The 22,097-nt window shown below is 56.3% G+C and carries 26 protein-coding genes, 1 other RNA gene and 2 pseudogenes; 17 read left to right on the top strand and 12 right to left on the bottom strand.

Annotated elements, in window-relative coordinates; all coding sequences use genetic code 11:
* Positions 1-127: 127 nt before the first annotated feature.
* A complete protein-coding gene (locus tag M9Q49_RS14650; protein WP_254509501.1) occupies positions 128-322 on the bottom strand; it encodes a DUF2997 domain-containing protein in 195 nt (64 codons plus the stop codon).
* Complete coding sequence (locus M9Q49_RS14645) at positions 319-690, bottom strand: DUF1257 domain-containing protein (RefSeq protein WP_254509500.1); 372 nt, start codon at positions 688-690, stop codon at positions 319-321. The genes M9Q49_RS14650 and M9Q49_RS14645 overlap by 4 nt, the downstream gene beginning before the upstream one ends.
* A 276-nt stretch (positions 691-966) precedes the next feature.
* On the opposite strand from M9Q49_RS14645, the gene mads1 reads away from it, so the two are divergent.
* The 3 genes and pseudogenes from mads1 to M9Q49_RS14635 all read left to right on the top strand — a co-directional run bounded on the left by mads1 (position 967) and on the right by M9Q49_RS14635 (position 2,004).
* On the top strand, positions 967-1,179 hold the full coding sequence (mads1, locus tag M9Q49_RS14640) for a methylation-associated defense system helix-turn-helix domain-containing protein MAD1 (protein WP_254509499.1): 213 nt from the start codon (positions 967-969) through the stop codon (positions 1,177-1,179).
* Positions 1,180-1,213: 34 nt separating this feature from the next.
* Positions 1,214-1,432 (top strand): annotated as a pseudogene (locus M9Q49_RS36060) (NERD domain-containing protein); the annotation flags it as partial.
* Positions 1,433-1,509: 77 nt separating this feature from the next.
* Positions 1,510-2,004 (top strand): hypothetical protein, encoded by a 495-nt coding sequence (locus M9Q49_RS14635; RefSeq protein ID WP_254509498.1) that lies wholly within the window; start codon positions 1,510-1,512, stop codon positions 2,002-2,004.
* A gap of 242 nt (positions 2,005-2,246) precedes the next feature.
* Here the strand turns inward: M9Q49_RS14635 and M9Q49_RS14630 are convergent, their stop codons facing one another.
* Positions 2,247-2,963 (bottom strand): hypothetical protein, encoded by a 717-nt coding sequence (locus M9Q49_RS14630; RefSeq protein WP_254509497.1) that lies wholly within the window; start codon positions 2,961-2,963, stop codon positions 2,247-2,249.
* Positions 2,964-3,618: 655 nt separating this feature from the next.
* Between M9Q49_RS14630 and M9Q49_RS14625 the strand changes: the two genes are divergently transcribed.
* Both M9Q49_RS14625 and M9Q49_RS14620 read left to right on the top strand, forming a co-directional pair.
* A complete protein-coding gene (locus tag M9Q49_RS14625; protein ID WP_254509496.1) occupies positions 3,619-4,446 on the top strand; it encodes a hypothetical protein in 828 nt (275 codons plus the stop codon).
* 12 nt (positions 4,447-4,458) lie between these two features.
* Positions 4,459-5,151, top strand: coding sequence for a 1-acyl-sn-glycerol-3-phosphate acyltransferase (locus M9Q49_RS14620; protein ID WP_254509495.1), 693 nt, complete (start codon positions 4,459-4,461; stop codon positions 5,149-5,151).
* A 31-nt stretch (positions 5,152-5,182) separates the two neighbouring features.
* On the opposite strand, the gene M9Q49_RS14615 is transcribed toward M9Q49_RS14620, so the two are convergent.
* On the bottom strand, positions 5,183-5,827 hold the full coding sequence (locus M9Q49_RS14615; RefSeq protein WP_254509494.1) for a dihydrofolate reductase family protein: 645 nt from the start codon (positions 5,825-5,827) through the stop codon (positions 5,183-5,185).
* 310 nt (positions 5,828-6,137) lie between these two features.
* Here M9Q49_RS14615 and M9Q49_RS36055 point away from each other — a divergent pair.
* The 3 genes and pseudogenes from M9Q49_RS36055 to M9Q49_RS36050 all read left to right on the top strand — a co-directional run.
* A pseudogene (locus M9Q49_RS36055) lies at positions 6,138-6,374 on the top strand (DUF899 family protein); the annotation flags it as partial.
* Positions 6,298-6,582 (top strand): DUF899 domain-containing protein, encoded by a 285-nt coding sequence (locus tag M9Q49_RS35460; protein ID WP_261365058.1) that lies wholly within the window; start codon positions 6,298-6,300, stop codon positions 6,580-6,582. The pseudogene M9Q49_RS36055 and the gene M9Q49_RS35460, both read left to right, overlap by 77 nt.
* On the top strand, positions 6,537-6,845 hold the full coding sequence (locus M9Q49_RS36050; RefSeq protein WP_390844069.1) for a DUF899 family protein: 309 nt from the start codon (positions 6,537-6,539) through the stop codon (positions 6,843-6,845). The genes M9Q49_RS35460 and M9Q49_RS36050 overlap by 46 nt, the downstream gene beginning before the upstream one ends.
* Before the next feature lie 25 nt (positions 6,846-6,870).
* On the opposite strand, the gene M9Q49_RS14605 is transcribed toward M9Q49_RS36050, so the two are convergent.
* Positions 6,871-7,272: a hypothetical protein gene (locus M9Q49_RS14605; RefSeq protein ID WP_254509492.1), complete on the bottom strand. Its 402-nt coding sequence runs from the start codon at positions 7,270-7,272 to the stop codon at positions 6,871-6,873.
* Between the two features lie 363 nt (positions 7,273-7,635).
* On the opposite strand from M9Q49_RS14605, the gene M9Q49_RS14600 reads away from it, so the two are divergent.
* Positions 7,636-7,863 carry a hypothetical protein gene (locus M9Q49_RS14600; protein WP_254509491.1) on the top strand — a complete coding sequence of 76 codons (228 nt, stop codon included), beginning with the start codon at positions 7,636-7,638 and terminating at the stop codon, positions 7,861-7,863.
* Here M9Q49_RS14600 and M9Q49_RS36045 read toward each other — a convergent pair.
* Complete coding sequence (locus M9Q49_RS36045; RefSeq protein WP_390844066.1) at positions 7,860-8,150, bottom strand: YgaP family membrane protein; 291 nt, start codon at positions 8,148-8,150, stop codon at positions 7,860-7,862. The genes M9Q49_RS14600 and M9Q49_RS36045 overlap by 4 nt on opposite strands.
* A gap of 242 nt (positions 8,151-8,392) precedes the next feature.
* Here M9Q49_RS36045 and M9Q49_RS14595 point away from each other — a divergent pair, with 242 nt between their 5' ends.
* Positions 8,393-8,839, top strand: coding sequence for a hypothetical protein (locus M9Q49_RS14595; protein ID WP_254509490.1), 447 nt, complete (start codon positions 8,393-8,395; stop codon positions 8,837-8,839).
* Positions 8,840-8,953: 114 nt separating this feature from the next.
* Here the strand turns inward: M9Q49_RS14595 and M9Q49_RS14590 are convergent, their stop codons facing one another.
* Positions 8,954-9,103 (bottom strand): hypothetical protein, encoded by a 150-nt coding sequence (locus tag M9Q49_RS14590; RefSeq protein WP_254509489.1) that lies wholly within the window; start codon positions 9,101-9,103, stop codon positions 8,954-8,956.
* 457 nt (positions 9,104-9,560) lie between these two features.
* On the opposite strand from M9Q49_RS14590, the gene M9Q49_RS14585 reads away from it, so the two are divergent.
* The 4 genes from M9Q49_RS14585 (at position 9,561) to M9Q49_RS14570 (ending at position 14,541) form a co-directional block, all read left to right on the top strand.
* The gene (locus tag M9Q49_RS14585) at positions 9,561-10,430 is read left to right on the top strand and encodes an alpha/beta fold hydrolase (RefSeq protein WP_254509488.1); all 870 of its coding nucleotides are present in this window, start codon (positions 9,561-9,563) and stop codon (positions 10,428-10,430) included.
* Between the two features lie 1,441 nt (positions 10,431-11,871).
* The gene (locus M9Q49_RS14580) at positions 11,872-12,951 is read left to right on the top strand and encodes a sialate O-acetylesterase (RefSeq protein WP_254509487.1); all 1,080 of its coding nucleotides are present in this window, start codon (positions 11,872-11,874) and stop codon (positions 12,949-12,951) included.
* 733 nt (positions 12,952-13,684) lie between these two features.
* Positions 13,685-14,167, top strand: a complete 483-nt coding sequence (locus M9Q49_RS14575) for an FKBP-type peptidyl-prolyl cis-trans isomerase (RefSeq protein ID WP_254509486.1) — start codon at positions 13,685-13,687, stop codon at positions 14,165-14,167.
* A 176-nt stretch (positions 14,168-14,343) separates the two neighbouring features.
* The gene (locus M9Q49_RS14570) at positions 14,344-14,541 is read left to right on the top strand and encodes a hypothetical protein (RefSeq protein WP_254509485.1); all 198 of its coding nucleotides are present in this window, start codon (positions 14,344-14,346) and stop codon (positions 14,539-14,541) included.
* A 117-nt stretch (positions 14,542-14,658) separates the two neighbouring features.
* Here the strand turns inward: M9Q49_RS14570 and M9Q49_RS14565 are convergent, their stop codons facing one another.
* Entirely contained in the window at positions 14,659-16,275 is a 1,617-nt protein-coding gene (locus M9Q49_RS14565) for an arylsulfatase (RefSeq protein WP_254509484.1), read from the bottom strand.
* 1,436 nt (positions 16,276-17,711) lie between these two features.
* On the opposite strand from M9Q49_RS14565, the gene M9Q49_RS14560 reads away from it, so the two are divergent.
* A complete protein-coding gene (locus M9Q49_RS14560; RefSeq protein WP_254509483.1) occupies positions 17,712-17,921 on the top strand; it encodes a PAS domain-containing protein in 210 nt (69 codons plus the stop codon).
* Positions 17,922-19,027: 1,106 nt separating this feature from the next.
* On the opposite strand, the gene M9Q49_RS14555 is transcribed toward M9Q49_RS14560, so the two are convergent.
* The 3 genes from M9Q49_RS14555 to M9Q49_RS14545 form a co-directional block, all read right to left on the bottom strand.
* A complete protein-coding gene (locus M9Q49_RS14555; RefSeq protein ID WP_254509482.1) occupies positions 19,028-19,489 on the bottom strand; it encodes a winged helix-turn-helix domain-containing protein in 462 nt (153 codons plus the stop codon).
* A gap of 23 nt (positions 19,490-19,512) precedes the next feature.
* Positions 19,513-19,577: hammerhead ribozyme type II (locus M9Q49_RS14550), an RNA gene on the bottom strand.
* The gene (locus M9Q49_RS14545; RefSeq protein ID WP_254509481.1) at positions 19,577-19,819 is read right to left on the bottom strand and encodes a hypothetical protein; all 243 of its coding nucleotides are present in this window, start codon (positions 19,817-19,819) and stop codon (positions 19,577-19,579) included. The genes M9Q49_RS14550 and M9Q49_RS14545 overlap by 1 nt, the downstream gene beginning before the upstream one ends.
* 256 nt (positions 19,820-20,075) lie before the next feature.
* Here M9Q49_RS14545 and M9Q49_RS14540 point away from each other — a divergent pair, with 256 nt between their 5' ends.
* The gene (locus tag M9Q49_RS14540; RefSeq protein ID WP_254509480.1) at positions 20,076-20,948 is read left to right on the top strand and encodes an SDR family oxidoreductase; all 873 of its coding nucleotides are present in this window, start codon (positions 20,076-20,078) and stop codon (positions 20,946-20,948) included.
* A gap of 5 nt (positions 20,949-20,953) precedes the next feature.
* On the opposite strand, the gene M9Q49_RS36040 is transcribed toward M9Q49_RS14540, so the two are convergent.
* Entirely contained in the window at positions 20,954-21,574 is a 621-nt protein-coding gene (locus M9Q49_RS36040) for a class I SAM-dependent methyltransferase (RefSeq protein WP_390844820.1), read from the bottom strand.
* Between M9Q49_RS36040 and M9Q49_RS36035 the strand changes: the two genes are divergently transcribed.
* On the top strand, positions 21,511-22,014 hold the full coding sequence (locus M9Q49_RS36035; RefSeq protein ID WP_390844818.1) for an FKBP-type peptidyl-prolyl cis-trans isomerase: 504 nt from the start codon (positions 21,511-21,513) through the stop codon (positions 22,012-22,014). The two genes, M9Q49_RS36040 and M9Q49_RS36035, sit on opposite strands and share 64 nt — an antisense overlap.
* Positions 22,015-22,097 lie beyond the last annotated feature (83 nt).

The raw sequence follows: 22,097 nt of genomic DNA, 5'->3' as shown, positions 1-22,097 counted from the left end.
TTATCCAGCGGCGAAGGGATAGGCGATCGGTCCGCGAGTTGTTGCCGCTGCCGATCGTAACGCCGAGCTAAGGCCGGATCCGGAGACACTTCCGGTGCGGGGCGAAGCACACGACGACGAACCTGGTTCATGCCTGGCCCTCCTTTAGCGACTGCCTCACAGACGACTGCTGGTAGAACTCAGTGGTGAGCTGCTCGCTTGCTCGAACGCCGAGGGCCGCTTCCATTGACCGGCTCGCCCGCCGGCACTCGCCGCCCGCAAAGCCCTTCGTTTCGATCCTGGTTTCGCCCTTGGGCGAGACGGTAACTTCGATGATCTTCATGCAGCACCTCCAGCGACCTGGATGGTGAGCTTGATCGAACCATCGGCAAGCGTTTGCTCGCTGACCGTGTGCCCCTTCTTCCGGGCCTCGATCTTAGCCTTCTCGCAAGCATACGCCTGCAGGAACCGATCCAGTTCCTGCTGCTGCCCCCACCGGCCGTTGTAGTTGTCAAACTTCACGTCGCCGGTGGCGACATCGAACACCACGGGGTAGGTCCACTCCGGCAGCTGCACGGTCAATCCCGTCGCCGTGCTCGAAAACAACTTCGCCGTCCGTTGCACGGGCGGCGGCAATCCAAGCCGGCTACACGCCGCATCGACGGCGGTCGCATCGCGCACCTGGGTTTGAATTTGAACAATGTGTGACAAGTCTCACCTCCGTTGAATTGACTGAGTTCGTGTGGCCAACAGTTAGCCAGCCAGCTCAATCTGATATGCCCGAAATCGCGTACTTATTAAGCGGGTACAACTCTCCTCACCTCACCCCAAATGCAACACTTCAAAACTGCCTTTGAATTTCGATGGTTTCGGTCCGCTAGCACATCCGTTATGATGCTCCCGCCTGTTACCGGATGGTCTGGACAAGACATCCCAGCTCGTAGGGATTCAAGACCGCCGTTCAGGTAGCGTGTCTTGAGGTCAAAGATGAGCGATGTAGCTGCTGACCGCTGGTTGTCTGTCGAAGAGATCGCGACCTATTTGGGAATCAAAAAGGACACGGTTTACAAGTGGATCGAACGCAAGAAGATGCCCGCACACAAGTTCGGAAGTCTGTGGAAATTCAAGCGTGACGAGGTCGACGCCTGGGTTCGTGCCGGTGACGCCGCCGAGCCAGGTCAAATGCAAAAACCCCGATAAAGCAGTCTCCCAAACCAGGACCAGATACCTTCAGATGGCAGTCACGAAGAACTGGACAAGCGTCGCAGAATCCAGCTTCCCGTGGGAACGAGAAGCACTTGATTTCGTGCGCGCACAGTTCCCGACGCACGAACCATACCGGGCCTGGAGTAACTTCGAGTTCATCGCCGACGATGGCAGCGTCAACGAAGTCGACCTGTTGGTCTTCACGCCTCAGGGCTTCTTCCTCATCGAGATCAAGAGCAAGCCGGGTCGGCTCAGCGGCGTATTGCCTATGTCGAGGCGACCGACGACAAGGGCCGAAGCCGCTGGAAAGGCGCACCGGACGGTTTGGGTTTCCGCCTGGCCCAGGCGATCAAACGAGTTTTGGCAAGCGATAGCGTGCGTGCATGCTGGTCACGTCGCGCCCAGGATCAGATCAACTCGCTGCGAAAAGACTATCCCTGCGACCGGGACAGCACGGTGCTGCTGAGCGGCGCCGCCGGCCAGTCGACTTGGTGGACGTTTGGCGGCGTTCGAGCCAATGCTGCGATCACCAATGAACTTGGGCAGTTGCTTGGCACCACTGTTGAACACGACAGCCTTTCGCTGATGTTTGCAAACAGCCGACCTGCGGAGTTGCAAATTGCCATTACTGAACTTCGAGCCAGAGCCCTTGAGACGTTGAGGCCAGGGGTGGATGAAAAGGCAATCGACGGTCTGAAGTTTTCAGAATGCCTGCCCGTTGCCCTAGCCCAACAAATGCTGGAAGCTCGCCTTCAAGATCAAGACGCGCTCCGCGAGTCGCTGATAGCGCGTTTGAGGATTGTCGTAACCGTCGATTAGCAAGATTTGATGGGCCCGGACCATACCGCGAAGCGCTGTCCGTACCGTGGATTTCTAATTGTCGAATTGCCAGGTGATCGGATTCGACTCTTCGCCCCAGCATTTCATCGAGAACAATCTGACGTGGCGGGCAGTCGGGTGACTGCCCGCAGTGACGTTCGTGGTGGAATGACGTCTAAGCAGCCGTCGATTGCGGATTTTTCAGCAACGCGAGGGCAATCCCCACCACATCGGCGGGGACTTTATTTGCGCCAGTTTGCGCCAACAAGCCGCGGACTATGGATCCGAGCCATGTCTTGACGCAAACAGTTGACCAGGTGGTTCGCGGCGACCAAGACCTCGGCGGAATAGGGAGAGTACATCCCAGCCTCTTCCGCGCGGTCAAGTAAACCATACAACTCGATCAGAATCTCCCATACGACCTTGTTCGGATTTACGTTCAGACCGCGGCGTTCGATCTCAGACCGAACCTCATTCACGCTCCAGCCTTGGATCACGATTTCCTGTTGAAACAAACTGCGAAGCAAACGCTGGTGTTCCTTCAGCCACGGCAACGTAAGTAATAATGGAACGTACTCAATGTCGAGCGGCGTGCCGTCAAACCGTCGCTGCCTGGTGAGTTCGGCGAACTCCTCGGGCGAGTATTGAATGGCAAACTCCTCGGCCACCCGCAGCTGCGTGTGACGAATCCCAACCCGCTTCGCCAGTTCGACCCACCGCTTGCGGTTGCGGCCGAGTTTACGCATCTCCATTCCCGCGTTATAGAGGTTTTCCAGCTTGCTCAGCTGCTTGCGGTTATCGTGCCTCATAATTCTTCTAACCTTCTTCACGAATCCTGTAGCCGCCGCCGTTGCACTTTCGTGACCGGGGCGGTCGAGACTGCAAATGCAGCTGGGCATGCAGTTTGAGCTTGTCGAAGGTTGGCGCGGCAAAAGTACCGCGAATGCCAACAGGAACAAGTTAAGGCCAAGCAGAAGTGACGATCGGGACGAAGGAAGTAGTGGTTTGTCGTCCAGAAGTACGTTGCAAAGGCAACGTGTATAGAAGGAAGAGACAACCGCCACGGTGCTGAGTTGTCCTCTTGCGATGTCGGCATTTTAACGTGGTCCCATGCGATGTCAATTGTGAGCAATCAAAATCGGTTTGGCGATTTCTAATTATCGACCGCGCTTCGTGCCTTCGTCGCGACATCACAATCTCACTGATTGGTGCCACGCACCGCACGCTGATGGCACGTTATTGGCGAAGCGCTGGAAGCAATTTCATCACGATTCAGGAAGGACTTTAGAAAAATCCGAGACCTGTGTAACGGGATTGGCCGAATATAAAGCTGGCAGCGTTTTTCTTTAAATCGCGGGGCGAGGGGATGGACGACGCCCACACGAATCAACTTCAGGATCGAGTTTATGACACTGACGTTCTCTTGTTGGAGGGCAAGGAGTTTGCGTCGATCGAGGCGCTCTGGCCCTACATTTCTGAAGTCGGGTTCACGATATTGAGTCGTTTCAACTGCTGGACGAGGCCGGAGAACAGCACCAATGCAGTCGCAAGGAGAATTCGGAGCTGTTCTCACTGGCGATCGGCGGCTACGGCCTGTTCGGCATCATCACGCAAGTGCAGCTAAGGCTGACGCGACGCTTTAAGGTCCGCCGCCGGGTCGAAGTAATCGCCGTCAAAGATCTGCTCGACGGATATCAGCGGCGGGTAGACCAAGGGTTCGTCCTCGGCGACTGTCAGTACTCGGCTGAACTTTCGGGTGCTGCCGAAAAACATCCTGGTGTGTTTCCATGCTACGAACCGGTGGCGGCTGATGTGCCGGTCAGCGAAAAGCCAGCCAAACTTTCCGCCGACGATTGGGCGGAACTGTATCGCCTGATGCGGATAGACAAACAAAAAGCTTTCGAGGTCTACGCCGCGCACTACGGTAAGACCGATGGTCAGGTGTACTGGTCCGACACGCACCAATTGGCGGGCGACTTCGTCGTGCACCGCACGGCGGTCGAGGCTGAAAAGGGGACGGAGATGATCACGGAAGTGTATCTCAAGCACGACGCGCTGATGCCGTTTTTCACCGCCATTCGCCAGGACCTGGCCGACCGCAAGGCCGACATCACTTACGGCACGATTCGCTTCATTGAGGCGGATGAGGAGACGTTTTTACCCTGGGCCCGACAGAAGTCGGTGTGCGTCGTCTGTAACTTGCATGTGCGGCACACCGAAGAAGGAATCGCCAAGGCGAAAGCCGACTTCCGCAAAATCCTGGATCGCGTCATTGAGTTCAAGGGTTCGTTCTTTCTGACCTACCACCGCTGGGCTACGCCTGAGCAGGTCAGCGCTTGCTATCCCAATATTCGTGACTTCTTCCGGCTCAAGCGGAAATACGATCCGAGCGAGCGTTTTCAAAGCGAATGGTACCGTCAATATGCGGCGGTATTTCGCTAAGCGATCGGCGTTATGTTGCAACAGGATTCGGCGGTACCCGAGGACGCGCGCAGCCAACAGGTCTGGCAATGGTTGCGGTCACGATTTCCCGATCAAACGCTAACCTTGCAAACCCAGCTGCAGGCCGATTTGCAAATCGATTCACTCGGCTGGATGGAAGTGACGCTGGAGATCGGCCGGCACTGCGGCATCGAGTTGCCCGACGATGCACTGTATCGGACCGAAACGATTGGCGATCTGCTGCAGCTCGCGCGCGAGGCAGGGCCTTTCGATCCCCAGCACGTCACGCTGCAGCTGTCGCTTGACTCGCCCGAAATCGCACTCGGCGAGGATCGCCGGTATTGGCTGTTGCCGCTAGGGCCGGTGGAACTTGCCGCAGGGTGGTGTCTCTTCGCTCTCAATTGGGCGCTGATGCGGCTCTTGTTTCGCATTCGTGTCCAAGGCTTGGAGAACCTCCCCGAGAACTCACAATTTGTGCTCGCGCCGCACCACACGAGTTACCTGGATGCACTCGTGTTGGGAGCGGTGCTGCCGTTTCGGGTGATGAAGCACAGCTACTGGGCGGCTTTCACGGGAGTGGCGTTTGGGCCGCTGTTTCGCCTGCTGAGGCGCTTCACGCACGTCGTGCCGGTGGACGTCGCCCGCGGTGCTGCGTCCAGCCTCGCTTATCCGACAATGACCGCCGAAATATGCCGCCTGCTTTAAACGAGCGTCGATAGATTTCTGCGCCAACGCGTTAGCTCTTGATCAACGTGTAATGCACAGCCTTATCACTTGGAATACACTCTGCGATTTTGTATCCCAGGGCGGGTAAGTCGAGTCCTGTAAGCAGATGTTCTCCTGAGCCCAGAAGCCGCGGCGAAACCGCCAAGTGCATTTCATCGACGAAACGAGCCTGCAGATACTGCCGAATGGTGGCGGCACCGCCCAAGAGCCGAATGTCCTGAGCGCCTGCCGCAGCCCGCGCCTGCTCCAGTGCGGCCTCGATTCCCTCCGTCACGAAGTGAAAGACTGTCCCGCCTTCCATTTCTAGTGGAGGCCTCTGGTGATGCGTCAGCACAAAAACCGGCGCGTGATAGGGCGGATTGTTTCCCCACCAGCCACGCCACGACTCGTCGGGCCACTCGCCTCGAATAGGACCGAACATATTGCGGCCCAGGATCCACGCTCCAATCCCTGACATACTTCTCGCCGCGAAGTCATTGTCGATGCCACTGTCACCACCCTCCTTGCCCAGTATTTGCTGGAACGTGCGACTACTTACCAACCAGTTGTGTAGTTCTTCGCCGCCCACACCGAGCGGATTCTCACGCGACTGTTCGGGACCAGCGCCATATCCGTCCAGGGAAATCGTAAAGCCGCGAACGAGGAGACGTGTCATCTTGCGCTGTCCTAAGAGAATTCGACTGCTACGAGCCTGCACCGCAGTCAGAGTTAACTTTCGGGCCTACATGCTATTATCTGGTCGAACGCCCGTCTTGCGAATCGACATACTCGTCAAAAATTCCTCCACGTTCCAAACTCGCACAAGTTGCCGACACGGCTGCCGAGAAGCTTTTGGCGGAATGTCGAATAGAGACAGCACCGTTCGACCATATTCAGACATAGCAGCGAGCTTCGTCCGAGCCAATTGCGGCGCGAGCGTGATCGCTCATATCTGGTTGCGTGAAACCTTACCCTGAGGACGAATCATGAAAGAAGCCTCGACACCGAGTATTGTCAGCCGCCCGCAGTGGGAGCAAGCACGGGCTGAATTGCTCGTACGCGAGAAAGAGCATACGCATGCCGGCGACGCATTGTCCGCGGCCCGCCGCCGGTTGCCGATGACACTGATGGCACCGCTCAAGGTCCTTGGCGCAAACGGTCCGGTCACGTTGCAGGACGTGTTCGAAGGCCGCCGCATGCTGCTCGTCTACCATTTCATGTGGAAGCCGGGGGGCTCCTCACCACCAGCATTGCGAAGGTTGCACACACAGCCAAGCGGCCATGACCGCTGCCGTAGGTGCGTACCTCGCCGCGCGCGATGTGACCTACGCCGTGTTTAGCAGCGGACCGCTAGAAGAGATTCTAGCCTATCGGAATTTTATGGGTTGGACCGCACCCTGGTTCTCGACTGCAGACTCCGCCCAGCGCTAGCCACTCGCGACGGCGGCGACCTCCGCTGTTATCTGCGGACGCAAGAACAGGTGTTTCAGACCTATGAAACCAAGTGGCGCGGAATCGAGACCATGCTCCCAACACTGCAAATGTTGGATCTCACGCCGTACGGCCGGCAGGAGACGTGGGAGGACTCGCCTGGCCTCATCCAACTCGACCAAGCCGGATCATGGTGGCGGAGCGCAGGCCGTCCAGTCGCACAGTGGACACAAACGGACAAGCCGGTGTACGCCAGCGAGTAAATGATTGCGCAGTATCGGCCTAACTTTACGGTCGCGAGCTAGTAGCTGGCTCCACGTTCTCTTTCAACTTCGCCAGCAACGACTCGATGCTGGTCCAGCCAAGTTCCGGATAGCGTTTATTATCGAGCGGCTCTAGCAAGCCGAGTCCGTCGAGCATGGCGCGCATGTATTGCATCCCTTGCCACGCGGGATAAACCTCTTGGCTGGCGGGCCGCAACAAGCGGGCGATTGTTGCCATGGCAGAAAGCATTCCCAAGGTTCCACCCCAGAGAAGTCCGTACTTTCGCCCCGTTGCTCGACTTGCGGCCTCAGCGAGCTCACGGGCGCTCAACCGCTGACCGGAAATGCGGAGGAAGCGCGGCGCTGAAGAATCGAGCGCCGCGGCGGCGGTGAAAGCAGCCGTGTCATCTTTCGTGGTGAAGTCCATGGGCTGATCCGGCGCCCTAGGTCGCCATTCGCTCCGGCCACAACGATCGGTGGATCAGGTGACAAAGTAGTTCTCGCAAGTGCCTGAAAACCGGCCAGCGAATGCAAACAGCATGCCTTACAGATTGTGGGCTTGCTGTGCAGCGAGCTGAGCGCTAGGCGGGCACGCAGTTCAGTGGCAGCAAATCGTTACGGGTCGCGCACTGAGTTCTCTGAGCTGGTGCTGAAACAAATTTTCAGATTGTCCGCCCGGTTCTGTCGGCGGTTCGCGACTGGATTGGTAGAGAAGGCGTTGTGCAGCTCACGGCGTGACCGCTAGCAGCCTCTTATTTAGTTTTCTCTTAGGGCTCCAGAAAGCTTTCTGGTGTCCTCGCTGCCGGTTAGTGTCATCACAAACCAAGGCTCGCCCTTACGCGAATTGCTGCACGCCAAGAAGAAGGGCGGCAAGGTTGGGAAGCGTGGTCGCAAGCCGATGGCAGTTCCCATGGACAACATACAGCAACTGATCCAAGTGAAGAAGTTCGTGGATCAGATCGGCGGGTTGGAGAAGGCGAAAGCAGCCGTGAGTGCGCTGGCACAGATCTTGAGCTAGGTCTCCGCAGTAGATTTACCGAGGGATTGGTATACCGAGCAATGGCCTGTGGCACCCCGGAACGCCAGAGCTCCGCCCATGGCGAGCATGGCTAAGCCACTCATGCTACCACGGCTGAGTCCCAAGCCGAGTAAAACTGTGCCACCAACGAGCGAAAGCGTCCGTTCCGACGGACCTACATTCACTTCGAACAGCTGCTCGCCTCCCTCTCGTTCGGATGACTGCGATAACTCGCTAGCGTGCCTCTGCTCTGCCACAGCTTGATTGATCGAATGAGTCGTTGACATTGTCTCGAGTCTCCTTGGGTAAATTGAACTACCAAGGCTGGGGCAAAGCTCATGCCTAGGGATGCCGCTCGTTTGGTGCGGCGGATTCCACGGATGTTTGAAATCTGCCCGCGATAACTTTGTCGCTCGAGCAGTCACTTTGCATGAACTTGTGCCAGGCTGTTTGGCGATGTCTTTGGGCTGGCGAAACGATTCTCACGCCCCTCCGTCTTACTTCTGAGCTAATTTCCTAGGAGTTTAAGATGCGCGTGCTGCTGATCGCTGTTTACGCCTGCCTGATGTCACAGGTCGCCTTCGCTCAAGTAGGCCCAGACGAACTTGCTCGCAAAGAGTACTTGGCCAAGCGTGCTGCGGAACGTGTAGTGGTTGAATTGTCTCGACGCGACGTTGGTGATCTGAGCGCCGACGACTCGATTCGATTGGCCCTCGCCTACAACGAACTGGGTGATAACAAGGCGTCACTCGATGCAGTTTGTCGCGTGGCTGATGAAACGCTGGCTGCGAAGAAGCAACTAGATCTGAAGGCGATCTGCTTTCACAACGTCAGCGGCAGTGAACCTGCCGTGCGGATCCGCGAGTTGGCGTTTATTGATCGCTGCCTCGACCGCAAGTACGGCAGCGAGGCCGTTGCGCAAAGCGAAGGTCGTTTGCCAATCGGCCGTGGCTCCTTCCATTCCCACGCGCGGTGACAACATCGGCGAGTCCGAGCGGATCATTGATCGCGAGCAATATGAATACTCGTTCGAACTTCTCCAGCGTGCTTGTCGCCTCGATCACGCCGCGCTTCTGGCACAAGGTGCTACTCACGAGTTCATGTGGCCGGGTGATTTGTCTAACTCTTGCTGCTGCCGAACGTCGGCTGCGGGATAATTGCATCCATGCACATAGGGCTCGGTGCTGTTGTAAATCGAAAGATACTGCCGGGCATATTCACGAGTGTTAGGGTCGGCCATCAGAGCGGAGTATCGACGTCAGTGAGAACATGTGGGGAGGATTCACGGTACGCTCGGGACTAATCGATGGCAGGGAAGACGAATAACGTCAGCAGGTTATTTCGCAAGCGCAAGTCAAGCAAGAGTGTTACCGGCTGAATTTTTTTTAAGCCGAAATCTTCGTTAAACGCCCGGTCTTCGAACTGTGCGCGCCGCCTCAAGAGTTGCCGAAATCCCTATCGCTATTGCAACCGCAGATTCGCCACCATTAACCGCGAGCGGCTCTCTGCGGCCGCAGCTCTCCTCTCAGAACATTTAAGATGCGGTATTATTTCCGCCCTGGTCCGCTTCTTGCAACTGATGGGCTGGTTCGCGCCAACCGGCGCAGCGGTGATTTGACGCCGCGATCCAGTGCGCAACAATTACGTTGCTCATCCTGTACACGGAGTAGGATGCAGAGCCACAACCTTTGACGAAAATGGCGCCTCGCGTCCTGTACTTCACTATGTATCAACAGCTCCTCAGCTACCTGGGTTGGTCCAAACCTGACGCGTACCGTCCCACCAAGTCGTTGGTTCTCGTCAACGGCTTGGCGGAACAGGGCGAAAGTTGGTACCCCAATCGCCGCGTATGGCAGCAGCAATTTGACGTGCACACTCCGGGCGTGATTGTGTACGGCGGCGACGTCATGCAGGAGCGGTTGGCCGCCCGCAAGCCAATCAACATTGCGTTCTTGACCGACCGCCTGGCGGATTATCTGGATCAGTACGTTCAGTCTCCCCCCTACCATTTGGTGGCGAGCAGTCTGGGCGGACAAATCTCCGTTGAATATGCGGCGCGATATCCAGATAAGGTCGGCAAGATTGTTTTGCTGTGCCCTTCTGGCTTAGGTACCGAAGAACGCTTGCCGATCACGGAAGGAGCCCGGCACAAGAACTATCAAGGCCTAGTGGAAAGCACCTTTCACGACCGACGTTTTGCCAGTCCGCGAATTGTTCAATACTACGCGAAGAAGTTTGCCTGCAAACGTTGGCGTAAGGCCTTTTTTGAAACGGTGCGGGGCACCAAGAGTCATTCGGTGCGCGACAAATTGAAGCTGATTGAGCGACCGACGCTGGTGGTTTGCGGCCGTGAAGACCGGATCGTCGATCCGCTGGCGGTGAAAGAAGCGGTCAAAGAGATTCCGAATCATCGGTTCTTGATGATTCCCAATTGCGGCCACGCGCCGCAGCTCGAATGTTCGCGGTTGATCAATCGCCTGGTCAGCGAGTTTTTGAACCTCGCCGAGCCTATCGCCCCAAAACGCTCGACGGCGGATTCTCTGCAAATCGGGTTGCAAGGTGGTTAGTTCTCAGGCTCGTCCGCTCGGAAGCAATGAAACTCGCCGCATCGCCCCCCCAGCCGGACCGCTTCCATAGAATCTTACCACAAATTCGCCTCCACGCTGGGCGCTCTTCGTGCTTTGCCTTTTGGCTTGCCTCTTCCCGCTAATGGGAGTGGCGCTCGTGCCGCGATTCGTAGCAACGTCAGCGATGTCCACGATTGGCTCCCTGCGCATTTCACGGAGACTTGGCAGTACCGCTGGTTTCGCGATAAGTTAGGCGGCGAGGAGCTCGTCGTCATTAGCTGGCCCGGTTGCGATCTAGATGATCCTCGGCTCGCACAACTGTCTACTTCGTTGACAAACCAATCCTTGGAAACTCAATCACATGGAAACCCACGGCTGTTTAGCCGCGTGATCATCGGTAGCGAAATGCTGGACGAGTTAACCTCCAATTGCTTCGGCCTGACGCGCACGCAATAAGGAATGCCGTGCGGCACGCGGTGCTCCCGCTGGGATTGGCGACAACAACCACGGCGATCGCCTTGTATCACTCTGGTATAGCGACCTCGCGCCGATCCGCCTGTTTGGCGTCTTCTCGGCGATTGGCGTGTTGATTTGTCCGGCTATGCAATTGATCGCGCTGCCAGCCTTGCTCAGCGTCCGCTCACACGGGTTCGGCCAGCAGTAGCCAATAACAACGTCGCGCGATGCGCGGGAAAGGTTCGCAAAAATGCTGCCGTTAAATACCTTCCAGAAGCAGGCGTTGCGCCGCCGAATTGATTCAATGACGAGCGACGACGCCCCTGTTCGGACTTCGCAAAATCGACAAACTTGAAAAATAGGTACTTGCGCTTGAAAGGAAACTGGGAAGGTAAACCATGCGGGCGCTGGGAATCGAGTTGCCGCAGGTGCCAGATTAAACCCGCTGGAAGCGCCCGGCGACTTTGAACGGATTCTCTTGCTGTCCGCTTGTGGTGGGTGTTTTCGATTGGCCGTTGTGGGCATTCCGGCAGGGTTTGCTCACACGGACAGCCCCAGTATATGTCGAAGCATGTGCCGGTTTTTTTCAATTTTCAGACTGGCTTAGCGCCGCTTCCGCATCGCGCATCGCTTCGATCAGCCTGAAGCATGTTCCGCACGTGCCACCAGACTCCCAGAAAAACTGGTGGCGGTGCCCGTCACGATTAATTGTCGCAAGCACATTCCCTTCCGCATCACGTAGCTCACGCCGAAGCGGGTCTTTCGTCTCTGTCCATGTTGGCTTGCCGGTCATGCACTAAAATGGTAACTGCCCTCCTTGCTGGCTGCAAGATTTCACCGAACGGCTAATCGCGGTGTGCGTATGAGTGAGCGCCGGCCGATGTGGACTTGACCGGGTGGGGCTACCTCGCCTAGCACCGGCAGACTAAAAACCGCAGGAGAAACCATGAAGTCGCTTTTCAGTCGATTTGCAGTCGTAGTCGCTGTGGCGCTCGCTTCGGTGGCAATTCCTGGCTTGGCGCAGGATAGCACGAAGACACTTCCGCAGCCCGACGGCAAACCCGCAGACATGACCAAGCCGGTCCAAGTCTTCATACTGCTCGGCCAGTCCAACATGGTCGGCCTCGGCAAAATCAAAGGGGGAGACATTTCCCTAGAGCACGCGGTAAAGGAGCAGAAGAAGTACCCGTATCTTGTGGATGAAGCAGGGAGTTGGACGGTTCGGAAGGACGTCCGCTTTGTGCGATACATGTCCGGCAAGGGGCCGCTGAATAATGAATGGTTGACCGTCAGCGGTGGCACCCTCGGCCCCGAGCTGGGAATCGGGCACCAGCTGGGCAATGCGATTGACGCACCCGTGCTGCTTCTCAAGTGCTGCATCGGGAACCGCAGCCTTGGCTGGGATCTCGCACCTCCAGGTAGCGAGCGCTTTGAGTTTGCCATCAAGGACAAAGCAGGCGTCGAAAAGAAAATGGTCTACGCCGGCTACAAAGATAAACCCAACTCGTGGGAGATGGATCCGACCAAGGGTCTTAAAACCGAACCAGCCCCATGGCTGGACAAGAATGATAAGCCGATCGATTGGTATGCCGGCAAACAGTGGGATTCCGACATCGGCGACGCGAAGAAAGCCTTGGCGGATCTCGAAAATCACTATCCGGGAGCGAACGGCTACGAAGTCGCCGGCTTCTTTTTCTGGCAAGGGGAAAAGGACGCCGGTGACCCTGCACTTGCTGCCAAATATGAAGAAAACCTCGTGCGTTTCATCAGGGCAGTGCGGAAGGAGTTTGACACTCCGAATGCGAAGTTCGTCCTAGCCACGATGGGTGAATCAGTTAAAGGCAGCACTGGGCTCGGTGCTCAGGTACTTCAGGGGCATTTGGCAGTGGATGGAGCGACTGGCAAATATCCGGAGTTCAAGGGGAACGTCGCGACGATCTATACCAACCAGATGGCGCAGGGCGGTAGCGGCAATGGCCACTACGGAGGCAAGGCCCAGGTTTACATGGATGTCGGCGAAGCGATGGGCCAGTCGATGGCGGAGCTATTGAATCGAGCGAAGTAGCACTGCGCCGCCAACATATCGTGCGGAAGAATTTTCCGCGACAAGTCTTCTGGCAGTTAGCACAGGGCTTTGCGCCAGTGGCCCAGGTCCGCGACGAACCCGGAACGCGGGAAGGTGGCCCACCAACGACAAAACGCCCACACGCGGCAAACGTGGGGCGTTCGTGGGCAAACCGGTTGCCTCCGGTCTATCCGTTGAACGCGAAGTTGCCTCGTTCGGTCATTTTGAAACGAGATTCTTTCTCCTTCACCGAGATCTCGCGGATGATCGCACTGTAGCAGCACGTCGAATGCACTGGGGGGCTGTTCGTGTTTGAGTATGGAAACGAACAGTGGCCAGATGGGTAAAGTCGAACCGGGAGCGAAACGACGGGATCGTGGCGCTGATCATTCTGCTGGGGTTGTCGCAACACGAGGATTTCGCCGGAAGGATCTCTATTGTGATTGCTTCGCTGAAGCGAGCAGCAAGTTAGCAGAAATGGGGCACGCTATTCAGAAAAGGTCATTTCACACCAACTCGCAAGTTTAAACCACTTCTTGCACCACAACGCGGTACAATTCACATGCGAACAGGCCGAATGGCCTCTCTTATCTGCCATCGGAATCATCGCTTTTCCGAGGGCTCTTATTTTTCAGCCGGTCCGCTGTCGGCGGTGCTTTTTGTGCATCTCGAGTCACCAAGCCCTTTTGAGGCGTGATACCTCGGGTTAGATGCAATCTAAGGGAGTGGAAACATGAGTGCGCAGATTGGTGACCGAGTCCGTATTCGATACACACACATGCACGATGCCCGTGAACACGATCCACGATCGTCGCAGCCTCGAGTACTGGAATTCATCATCGGCAGCGATCATGTCCTGCCTGGACTAAGTCAGTTTGTCATCGGTATGCAACCAGGCGAGCAAAAATGCGTGGCCCTGCCGCCCGCTCAAGCATACGGCGAGGTGCAGTCTCGGCTAATTCGAAAAATATCTCGACGCAGCCTCCACACGAAGCGATCACCAAGAATGGGAATGTTGCTGACTCCGAAGAGTTCTGACTTCATGCGCGGCCATAAGGTCCGCATCGTCAAACTAAATGCACGGTCCGTTCTCGTGGATGGTAACCATCCACGTGCCGGCCGTCAGGCGAATCTTGCGGTATACATTGTCTCCGTCGATTCATCCTCTGAGACAAATTCGTCGAAGCCGCAATTCGATTTAGGTGGGGAAGCCTGACGTAGTGCCGGTGTGCCGCCAAGTGACTGACTGTCCCACCCCCTGACGCTCCAAAATTGGGGAAACCCTCTGGCCGTTGGGCTGGTGGGACAGTGGTACTTGCCGCGATCTTGGCTAGGTTCCGTCCTTTCGCTCACTCGGTGCGTAAGGTTTAGATAAATGAAAGAGAGGTCTCTATGACCAGAACAGAACGCGAGCATGACGTGCAGCTATCGCTGCTTTATGACCGCAATGCGTTGATTCACGATTATCGCGCTGCATTGCACCTTCACGGTGACCCAGCTGATTCTGAAAACGAATCTCGGGAGGAAATGCTACGAGCGATCGCGGATCAGGTTAAAGCCGGAACCTCCGCCGGTGTGATTTTGAGATAGTTAAGTGCATAAAAAAGCCCAACGCGGGGCAGTGCGTTGGGCTGGGCACATTGGCCGATTAAGACCGGCAGGGTGCCCACTGACAACTATCGTCAGTAAGGCTCTGATTCCCTAATTCTATTTTCCGCCGCCAGCGGTTCCGGACTGTATGGCTTCCAGAAAACGCGTCACGCTTAGTGAGCCAGATTTTTGGCTGGGTGGATACTCTTCAAACGTCTTGAGATACCCGCCCACGATTTGCACTGCGGGCACCATCGTCCACAGCTTCTCGCCCCACCAGCGACCGTACAACATGCCTTCGTCTTGATACCGCTCCCACGGGTCTTGCCGAAGGTTAGTTACTAGCGGCACGTTCGTGGAATCCTCTTTGCCGGTGAACAGGTTGCCTTTGATGGTTTTGAAACTCAGCTTCCACGCCTCGTAGCGCACGGCCATCAGGTCGGCATTGTCGCTAAAGTAGAAGAACTCTTTGCGTGGCCCTTCTGCTACGTCGCCTTTGAAGAACGGCATGAAGTTGTAACCGTCCAGATGATTCTTGAACGTCTTCTCGCCAGCCTTGTAACCCTTCAGCAGCTTGCTCTTCACATCTGGTTCGCCCGCTGCGGCCACTAGCGTGGGCATCCAGTCTTCCGCTGACATGATGTCGTTGACAATCGTGCCCGGCTTGATCGTGCCGGGCCACTTCGCCAGCATTGGCACGCGGAAGCCGCCTTCAAAGGTCGTGCCCTTCTCACCACGGAACGGGTGATTGCCGCCGTCTGGCCAACTGAAAATTTCCGCGCCGTTGTCGCTTGTGAACAGCACGATGGTGTTATCGGCAATTCCGAGATCGTCCAGCTTCTTGAGAAGCTCTCCGACTTCCCAATCTAACTCCAGCATCGCATCGGCAAAAAGTCCGAAGCCGCTCTTGTCCTTCCACTTCTTCGATAGGTGGGTCCACACATGGCACCGCGTTGCGTTGTGCCAGAGAAAGAATGGCTTGTTTGCCTTTACTGAGCGATCAATGAAATCGAGCGAACGGCGAACCAATTCGGGTTCAATCTCTTCCATGTTTACTTTTGCAGCTGGATCCAGGTTCGGATGTGGCGGTAGCGGCCCGCCGTCAGTGATCTTTTGCTTGCCGACCTTCCCCCAACGCGGGTCTGTCGTAGCGTCGTCAACATCCATGGCTTTGGTATCGACAATGTTGCGCGGCCCAAAGCGTTCGCGGAACCCGGCACTCTTCGGGTAGTCCTCCTGGTACGGCTCTTCCATCGCGTTTAGGTGATAGAGGATGCCGTAGAACTCGTCGAACCCGTGGACGGTCGGCAAGTATTCGTTGCGGTCACCAAGATGATTCTTGCCAATTTGCGCCGTGGCATATCCCAGCGGTTTCAGCAGATCAGCAATCGTCGGGTCTTTGTCCTGCAGCCCCTGCTTGGCGGCAGGCATTCCGACGTTGAGAAGTCCGGTGCGGAATGGTGTCTGACCAAGGATGAAAGCAGCCCGTCCCGCCGTGCAGGATTGTTGCCCGTAATAGTCAGTGAACAGTGCGCCTTCTTTCGCGATTCGATCGATGTTGGGAGTTCGTCCGCCCATCATCCCCCGGTGATAGGCGCTGAGATTCCAGATACCGACGTCGTCCGCCATGATGACGACGATGTTGGGCTTTTTGGCGGTCAGTTGGTTCTGCGCGCTCGCATAGCCAGCCATCGAAGTGAGCAGCAGAAGCACAAATGGCAACGAGCGAGACATACGGTGACCTTTCTGAGTTGTCGTCACTGCGGTCAATGGATCGACGCGAAAAGTAAGCGCCGAAGAGAGAAGCGGAACCTGACCGTTGCAGAGAGAAGCTGGATGCCTCGGCAGTCTAGCTCAGGCGCGATCATGGCACAAACCGGCTGGTTCAGCGAATGAAAAAGCCGCGGGCGAAGAGCTGCGTTGTGAGTTATGGTCCTTGGAAGTTTTCCGCCGCCCGCTGTTGCGCCGAAGCGAGATCATACGCTGGCGAAGCCGGTCACGAAAAACGGCACAGCATCTGCTAAACTTCCAGGTACACCCCCTGCTTCCATGTTCGGGGATTATCTATTCGCCGCGGGCCGCTGAACTCTTTGGCCCCTCGCTCCGAATTTTCTACGGGGCTTCAATTCATGCGGCGAAACAAAATAGAACCGAGAATTTGTGACCCTGAGGTTCGTTTTATCTGGATAACGCCTTCCGATCTTCCCGAGCGAGTGGAGTTGATCGATCGAGTTACGTCGCGGCGCGCTGCAGTCATTCTCACCCTCAACCATCGCTTTCTCTGGAGACGCGAAAAAACTGCGATGATGCACATCACATCACCGCCAGAGGGTATTGCGGATTCACTAACGGACGCCAAAGCCGGTATCTTGACCGGCCTGAAGAACGAAATGTAGCTCGGCGGAGGCCACAAGGAGATGAAAGTTTGCGCCGAGCGATTTAGTACATACGCGGCGCAATGCAAGTTCAAGCCGGAGTACAATCTAGCAATGGTACCGGGTCCACCCACGTATTTCTCGCTAGGCCGTTACTTTGCGTGGCCATTCGTTACTTGGCTTGGCCGAATATCTGGGGGCGGTGTGGGAAGTGCTGCGCATTATCGAAGCGACCTGAAATGCGCCAATGCACTAGCTGTGGAGCACGCGCAAGCAAATCGATGCGAGTGAGCGCTGACGGAGCGTGTTTGCATACCGAAGAGTGTTGCACACTCGTCAATGCTCTATCGTCACCATAGTCTGCCAGCGCTAGCTACAAAAATTCTGGTGAATCAGCGTATTCGCAACGCACTTCGGGCATTTATCGCCGCCGCGAGTTGTTAAACCATTAAGCTGAACGTATGCCAATATCCGACATTCTCCAATGTCCTGTCTGTTGCGACATTAACCTGAGCCAAATCGCTACCGTCCCTTGGCTACAGCCGGAAGGAGAACCGTTTCGGACTACGAAAGTCAACACCTTGCAGCAGTGCAAAAAAATGCGGTGCGGTGTTCACGCAGTATTTGCCGGCAGAGACGCCACGGGATTGAACGTCTAATCGAAAACGGCGGCTATGCCAGCACTCGGTCCGCCATTCCGAGTCATTCGAAAGACGATTATCTCCTCGTTGCAATAGTTACCTCGGCGGATTGGGTAGGATCTGAATTCATTGCGACGTCTCACGGAAGTGACTAATGCCAACCTTCTTCGAAGTTTCACGAGATCTACACAGCTTGGCCGGCCTTGATGGGTGTTTTAAGCAAGTGAACCCCAGCTTCACCCGCGTTCTGGGCTACCGCAAGTCTGAATTCTTCGCCCAACCGTATGTCGAGTTTGTCTTTTCGCAGCATGCCCCCAAATTCCTCACCGGCCAAACCGCTAATCTTCGGCGGCGCGGCGAGTGAACATCGCACCGCAGGGAATGCACTGGCAAACACTAGAAGCCCCTTCCGGCAGCTTTTCGCCAGCAGCTTCGGCTTTGAGCCTGTCCCGCTCAAACACAGCGATTTCGTGGGAGCCGCACTTCGGGCAAACTGGCGCATCCTGCATTACTCGATCCCCGGCAAAGAATTCGGGGCGAGGGGCCAAACACGAATCAGCGGCCCGCAGCGAATAGGTTGTGGCTGCATCGTCCCACGAAACGACGGGAACGCAAGGTAATTGCCTGACACATGCGGGTTGCGCATAGAAAACCCCAGCAGGGCAAATGCTGGGGGCGGAGAGCAGGGGCAGATGTCTTTCCACGCCGAAGTATGGGTCATGTTTTGGCACCGGCATATTTTTTGTCGGTATTGTCTGTAATCGTACTGATCGAAACCTTCCGGCGATCTACGATCCGTTCCATCCCGATACGCCGCTGAATTGCGGCAGTTCTATAACTTGAACGGGTTGGCGCGATGACTCTCGAGCACAGGAAGGACACCTACACGGCAGAGGTAGGCGATCTGGCATACGTTGTTCGTTTGATGGTTGGCCGGCCAGGCTTCTGGGGCGAGTGGTGGTGTCCAGTCTGCGAAGCATTTCGCAATTCCATTCCGCACTCCGACGAGCACACCGCGCGGGTTGGGGTTTTGGCGGCAATCGCCCAGCACAATGCGACGCACAAGCGGGCCTGATATAATCGGGCTATGACCCGCGAATCCCGCGCACCCGACCGACTACACGGGCGTTAAGTTCTCCGCTCATTACACCGCAGTTGTCGACGGGCAACCGAATGAGGATCGGGAGCTGAATGCATCTCGCAGACTCGGTTTGCGCTTAGCAGAGTGGTGCGCGACAATGATCGAAGGTAGGAAGGAAACGCACCCACTGAATCAGTCGTATGAACGCTTCAGAGACTTGGGAAAGTAAGTCAGCGGATCGCTGCACATTCTCTCGGGCAAACACCAGCGCCGCCCGTGTCTTTGCGCTAGTGGCCCGCGATTGCGACGACCCCGGAGCGCGGGAACTCGGCCCACCAACGACAAAACGTCCGCACGCGGCAAACGTGCGGCGTCGTGTGGCCAACGTTTTACCCGTTGAATGCGAAGCTCCCCCGGTCCTTCTTCTTGAACCGGGATTCCTTCCCCTTCACCGAGATCTCGCGAATAATCGCGCTGTAAAGCGTAGCGTGGGGCGTCTTGCCGCGGGGACTCGACCAGAGGCCCTTCGTCGCCAAGGCTTCGATCATCGCCTTCGCGTTCATGGGCTGCTCGCTGGATTCGAGAACCTGGGCCGCGGCGTCGAGGGCGGATAGCTTTACCTTCTTCGCCGGCTTCGCGGACCTTTCCTTGGCGGCTCGCTTGGACTTCGCCACCTTTGGTTCCTTGCACTTCGAGCAGTAAGTCTCGGTGCCTTCCTCAGTCCATTCGTGCGAGCCACCCTTGGGGCATTCGCCGGGCTTGGGCGTTGCCACAGGCGGCGCGGTCTTCTTCGGCGCGGCCTTCTTCGTGCTCTTCTTGGTAGCGGTCTTCGAGCTGGTTTTCTTGGACATCGTTCGTTCCTTGGTTCGGGATGGATCGGCTGCCATCATCAGGCCCGGCGAACCACCGCCGAGCGACGCCCACGTGGGCGTTTCGGCTTAGAACCCGAGTTCATCCATGGTTCGGTTGAAGGTCTCCACGCCGATCATGTCGAGCAGCGTGTCGCGGAACCAAAGAACCTCATCGATCGCCCGTTCACCTTCACGCGTCGTAGTCGGAACCGATCCGGCTGGTTGCAACGCCATCACCAATGCGGCTGTGCCCTCCGGCGAAAGATTGTCGCGAATGACCTTGTCAAATGCCTTCTGATTGACCGCCCCGCTCTTTCGTTCGCTGCTCATGGTTCGTGCTCCGTGTTTGGTAATCCGTCCTGCGGACATACACACATGAGCAATGAGTTCGGAAGAACATCAATCGCTGTTTTGAGAATCAGGGAAAGAATTGTTCAGAATTAACGTTGCTGGGTGGGCGGCAGTTGAGCGCGCTAGTAGCTCCGTTGAACGAAGAGGTTTCTCCAATTTGACGAACGGATAGCGGCACGCATTTTGCCGCTACACCTGTGACTTCGCCCCCTACTTGCATTGGAGACAAGCAGCAATGCCCGCGAAAACACAGCAGAAGCAGGCCATTCATCCCGCTCAACATCAGAATCGTCGACCGGGCATCGAAGCGAAGATGAAACCGTTGCCGCAAGCCGATCGGCCCGCGAACGCTGGAACGGGAAAGCTACATGATCAGGTTGCAATCATTACCGGCGGCGACAGTGGCATCGGTCGTGCGGTGGCGATCGCGTTTGCGCGAGAAGGCGCGAAAGTGGTCGTGATGTATCTCGATGAGCACGAAGATGCACAAGAGACTGAGCGACTGATTAACGACCTTGGTCGCGACTGCCTGTTGATCGCCGGCGACATCGGAAAGGAGAGTATTTGTCAGCGGGCGGTGAATGCGACAATCAAAAAGTTTGGGCGGATCGATATCATCGTGAACAACGCTGCCGAGCAGCACCCGCAAAAATCGATCGCTGACATCACAGCGGAACAACTCGAGCGAACGTTCCGCACGAACATCTTCGGTATGTTCTTTTTGACGAAGGCCGCGTTGCCGCATCTACAGGAGGGGGCGCGGATTATTAACACCACTTCAGTCACAGCGTATCGCGGCAGCCCAGAGTTGTTAGACTATTCATCGACAAAAGGTGCCATAGTTACGTTTACGCGTTCGCTGGCGATGCAGTTGGTCGATAAGGGCATTCGGGTAAACGGCGTGGCGCCGGGGCCGATCTGGACACCGCTGATTCCTTCGACTTTCCCGAGAGACAAGGTGCAGAAATTTGGATCTGACGTGCCGATGGCACGAGCCGGTGAACCGGCGGAAGTCGCGAGTTGTTTTGTGTTTTTCGCTACAGAGGCTTCATCGTACCTAACGGGCCAGGTGCTGCATCCGAATGGTGGGGAGATTGTGAACGGCTGAATTCCTTACTTCTGGGCCCAGACGAGGCGGTCGAGGCTCACTGCAACGAAGTCGCGTTGCTTCCAAAGACAGCGGCGGCTATCAGGGTCAAGTAATTGATCTAGCCGATGGCTTGCAGCGGGAGACAAGTGCTTCCGAACACGCTTTCGCAGCGATTCCAAGTATGCAGCGAAATACTCCGTCGCAGCGGCGCTCAAGGGTTGTTGCCGCGTGCTGGCGAAACTTCGTTCCTGCGTTCGCCGCAAACCAGCCCTTCGCATGAGCCGCGATAGCCAGCGCCCTGAGTAGTACTTTTCTGGCTGACGAGCCGTCTCGCGAGCTTCTTTGAGCTCCGCCGCGATAATTCGCACTTCCAGTGACGGCGGCCATGGGAGCAGCACATGATGCATCGAATCATTTTCCAAAATGCACAGATAACCGCCGGGTCTCAGAACTCGTCGCATTTCAGTCAAGCAATCGAACATTCTCGGCAGGCTATACAGACTTTGTGCACACCAGACGATGTCAAACGAATCGTCTTCGTAAGACAGCCGGGTAGCGTTGCCTTGCTCCACGTTTACTTCTGCCGCTCCAGCATCCTTTACCGATTGCTCAGCTTCACGCAACCAAGACTCTGAGATACACACACATGCACGATGCAACGGAACTCGATTCCCGGTCGACAAAACCTCGGGTGTTGGAATTCATTGTCGGTAGCGACCATCTCCTGCCTGGCTTGAGCCGTTACGTGTTGGGTATGCATTCTGGCGAGCAGAAATGTATGACGCTATCACCCGCCGAAGCCTACGGACATGTCCAGAATCAGCTGATAAGAAGAGTCTCGCGAAGTTGCCTACACATCAAGTGCTCACCAAAAATGGGAATGCTACTAACTCGCCGAACTTCCGATCCCACCCATTGCCCTCGGGCCCGTATCGTCCAACTCAACACGCATTCGGTTGTTTTAGATGGCAACCATCCGCGTGCTGGACGCCCTGCGAAGCTGGATGTCTACCTAGTGTCCGTCGATTCGTCATCAGAGGCGAATTTGTCGAAACCGCAGTTTGATACCGGTGGCGAAGCGTAAACCCCAGTTCGCTGGATAGGGGCAACTCCGCCGCTTTCGGAATCCAGCTTTTTTGAAAAGGATCTCGATGTGTTTCAAAGCAT

The organism is Anatilimnocola floriformis, assembly GCF_024256385.1.
GTDB classification, from domain to species: domain Bacteria; phylum Planctomycetota; class Planctomycetia; order Pirellulales; family Pirellulaceae; genus Anatilimnocola; species Anatilimnocola floriformis.
Note: the sequence above shows the minus strand (reverse complement) of the source record. Positions and strands in the feature narration are given on the sequence as shown.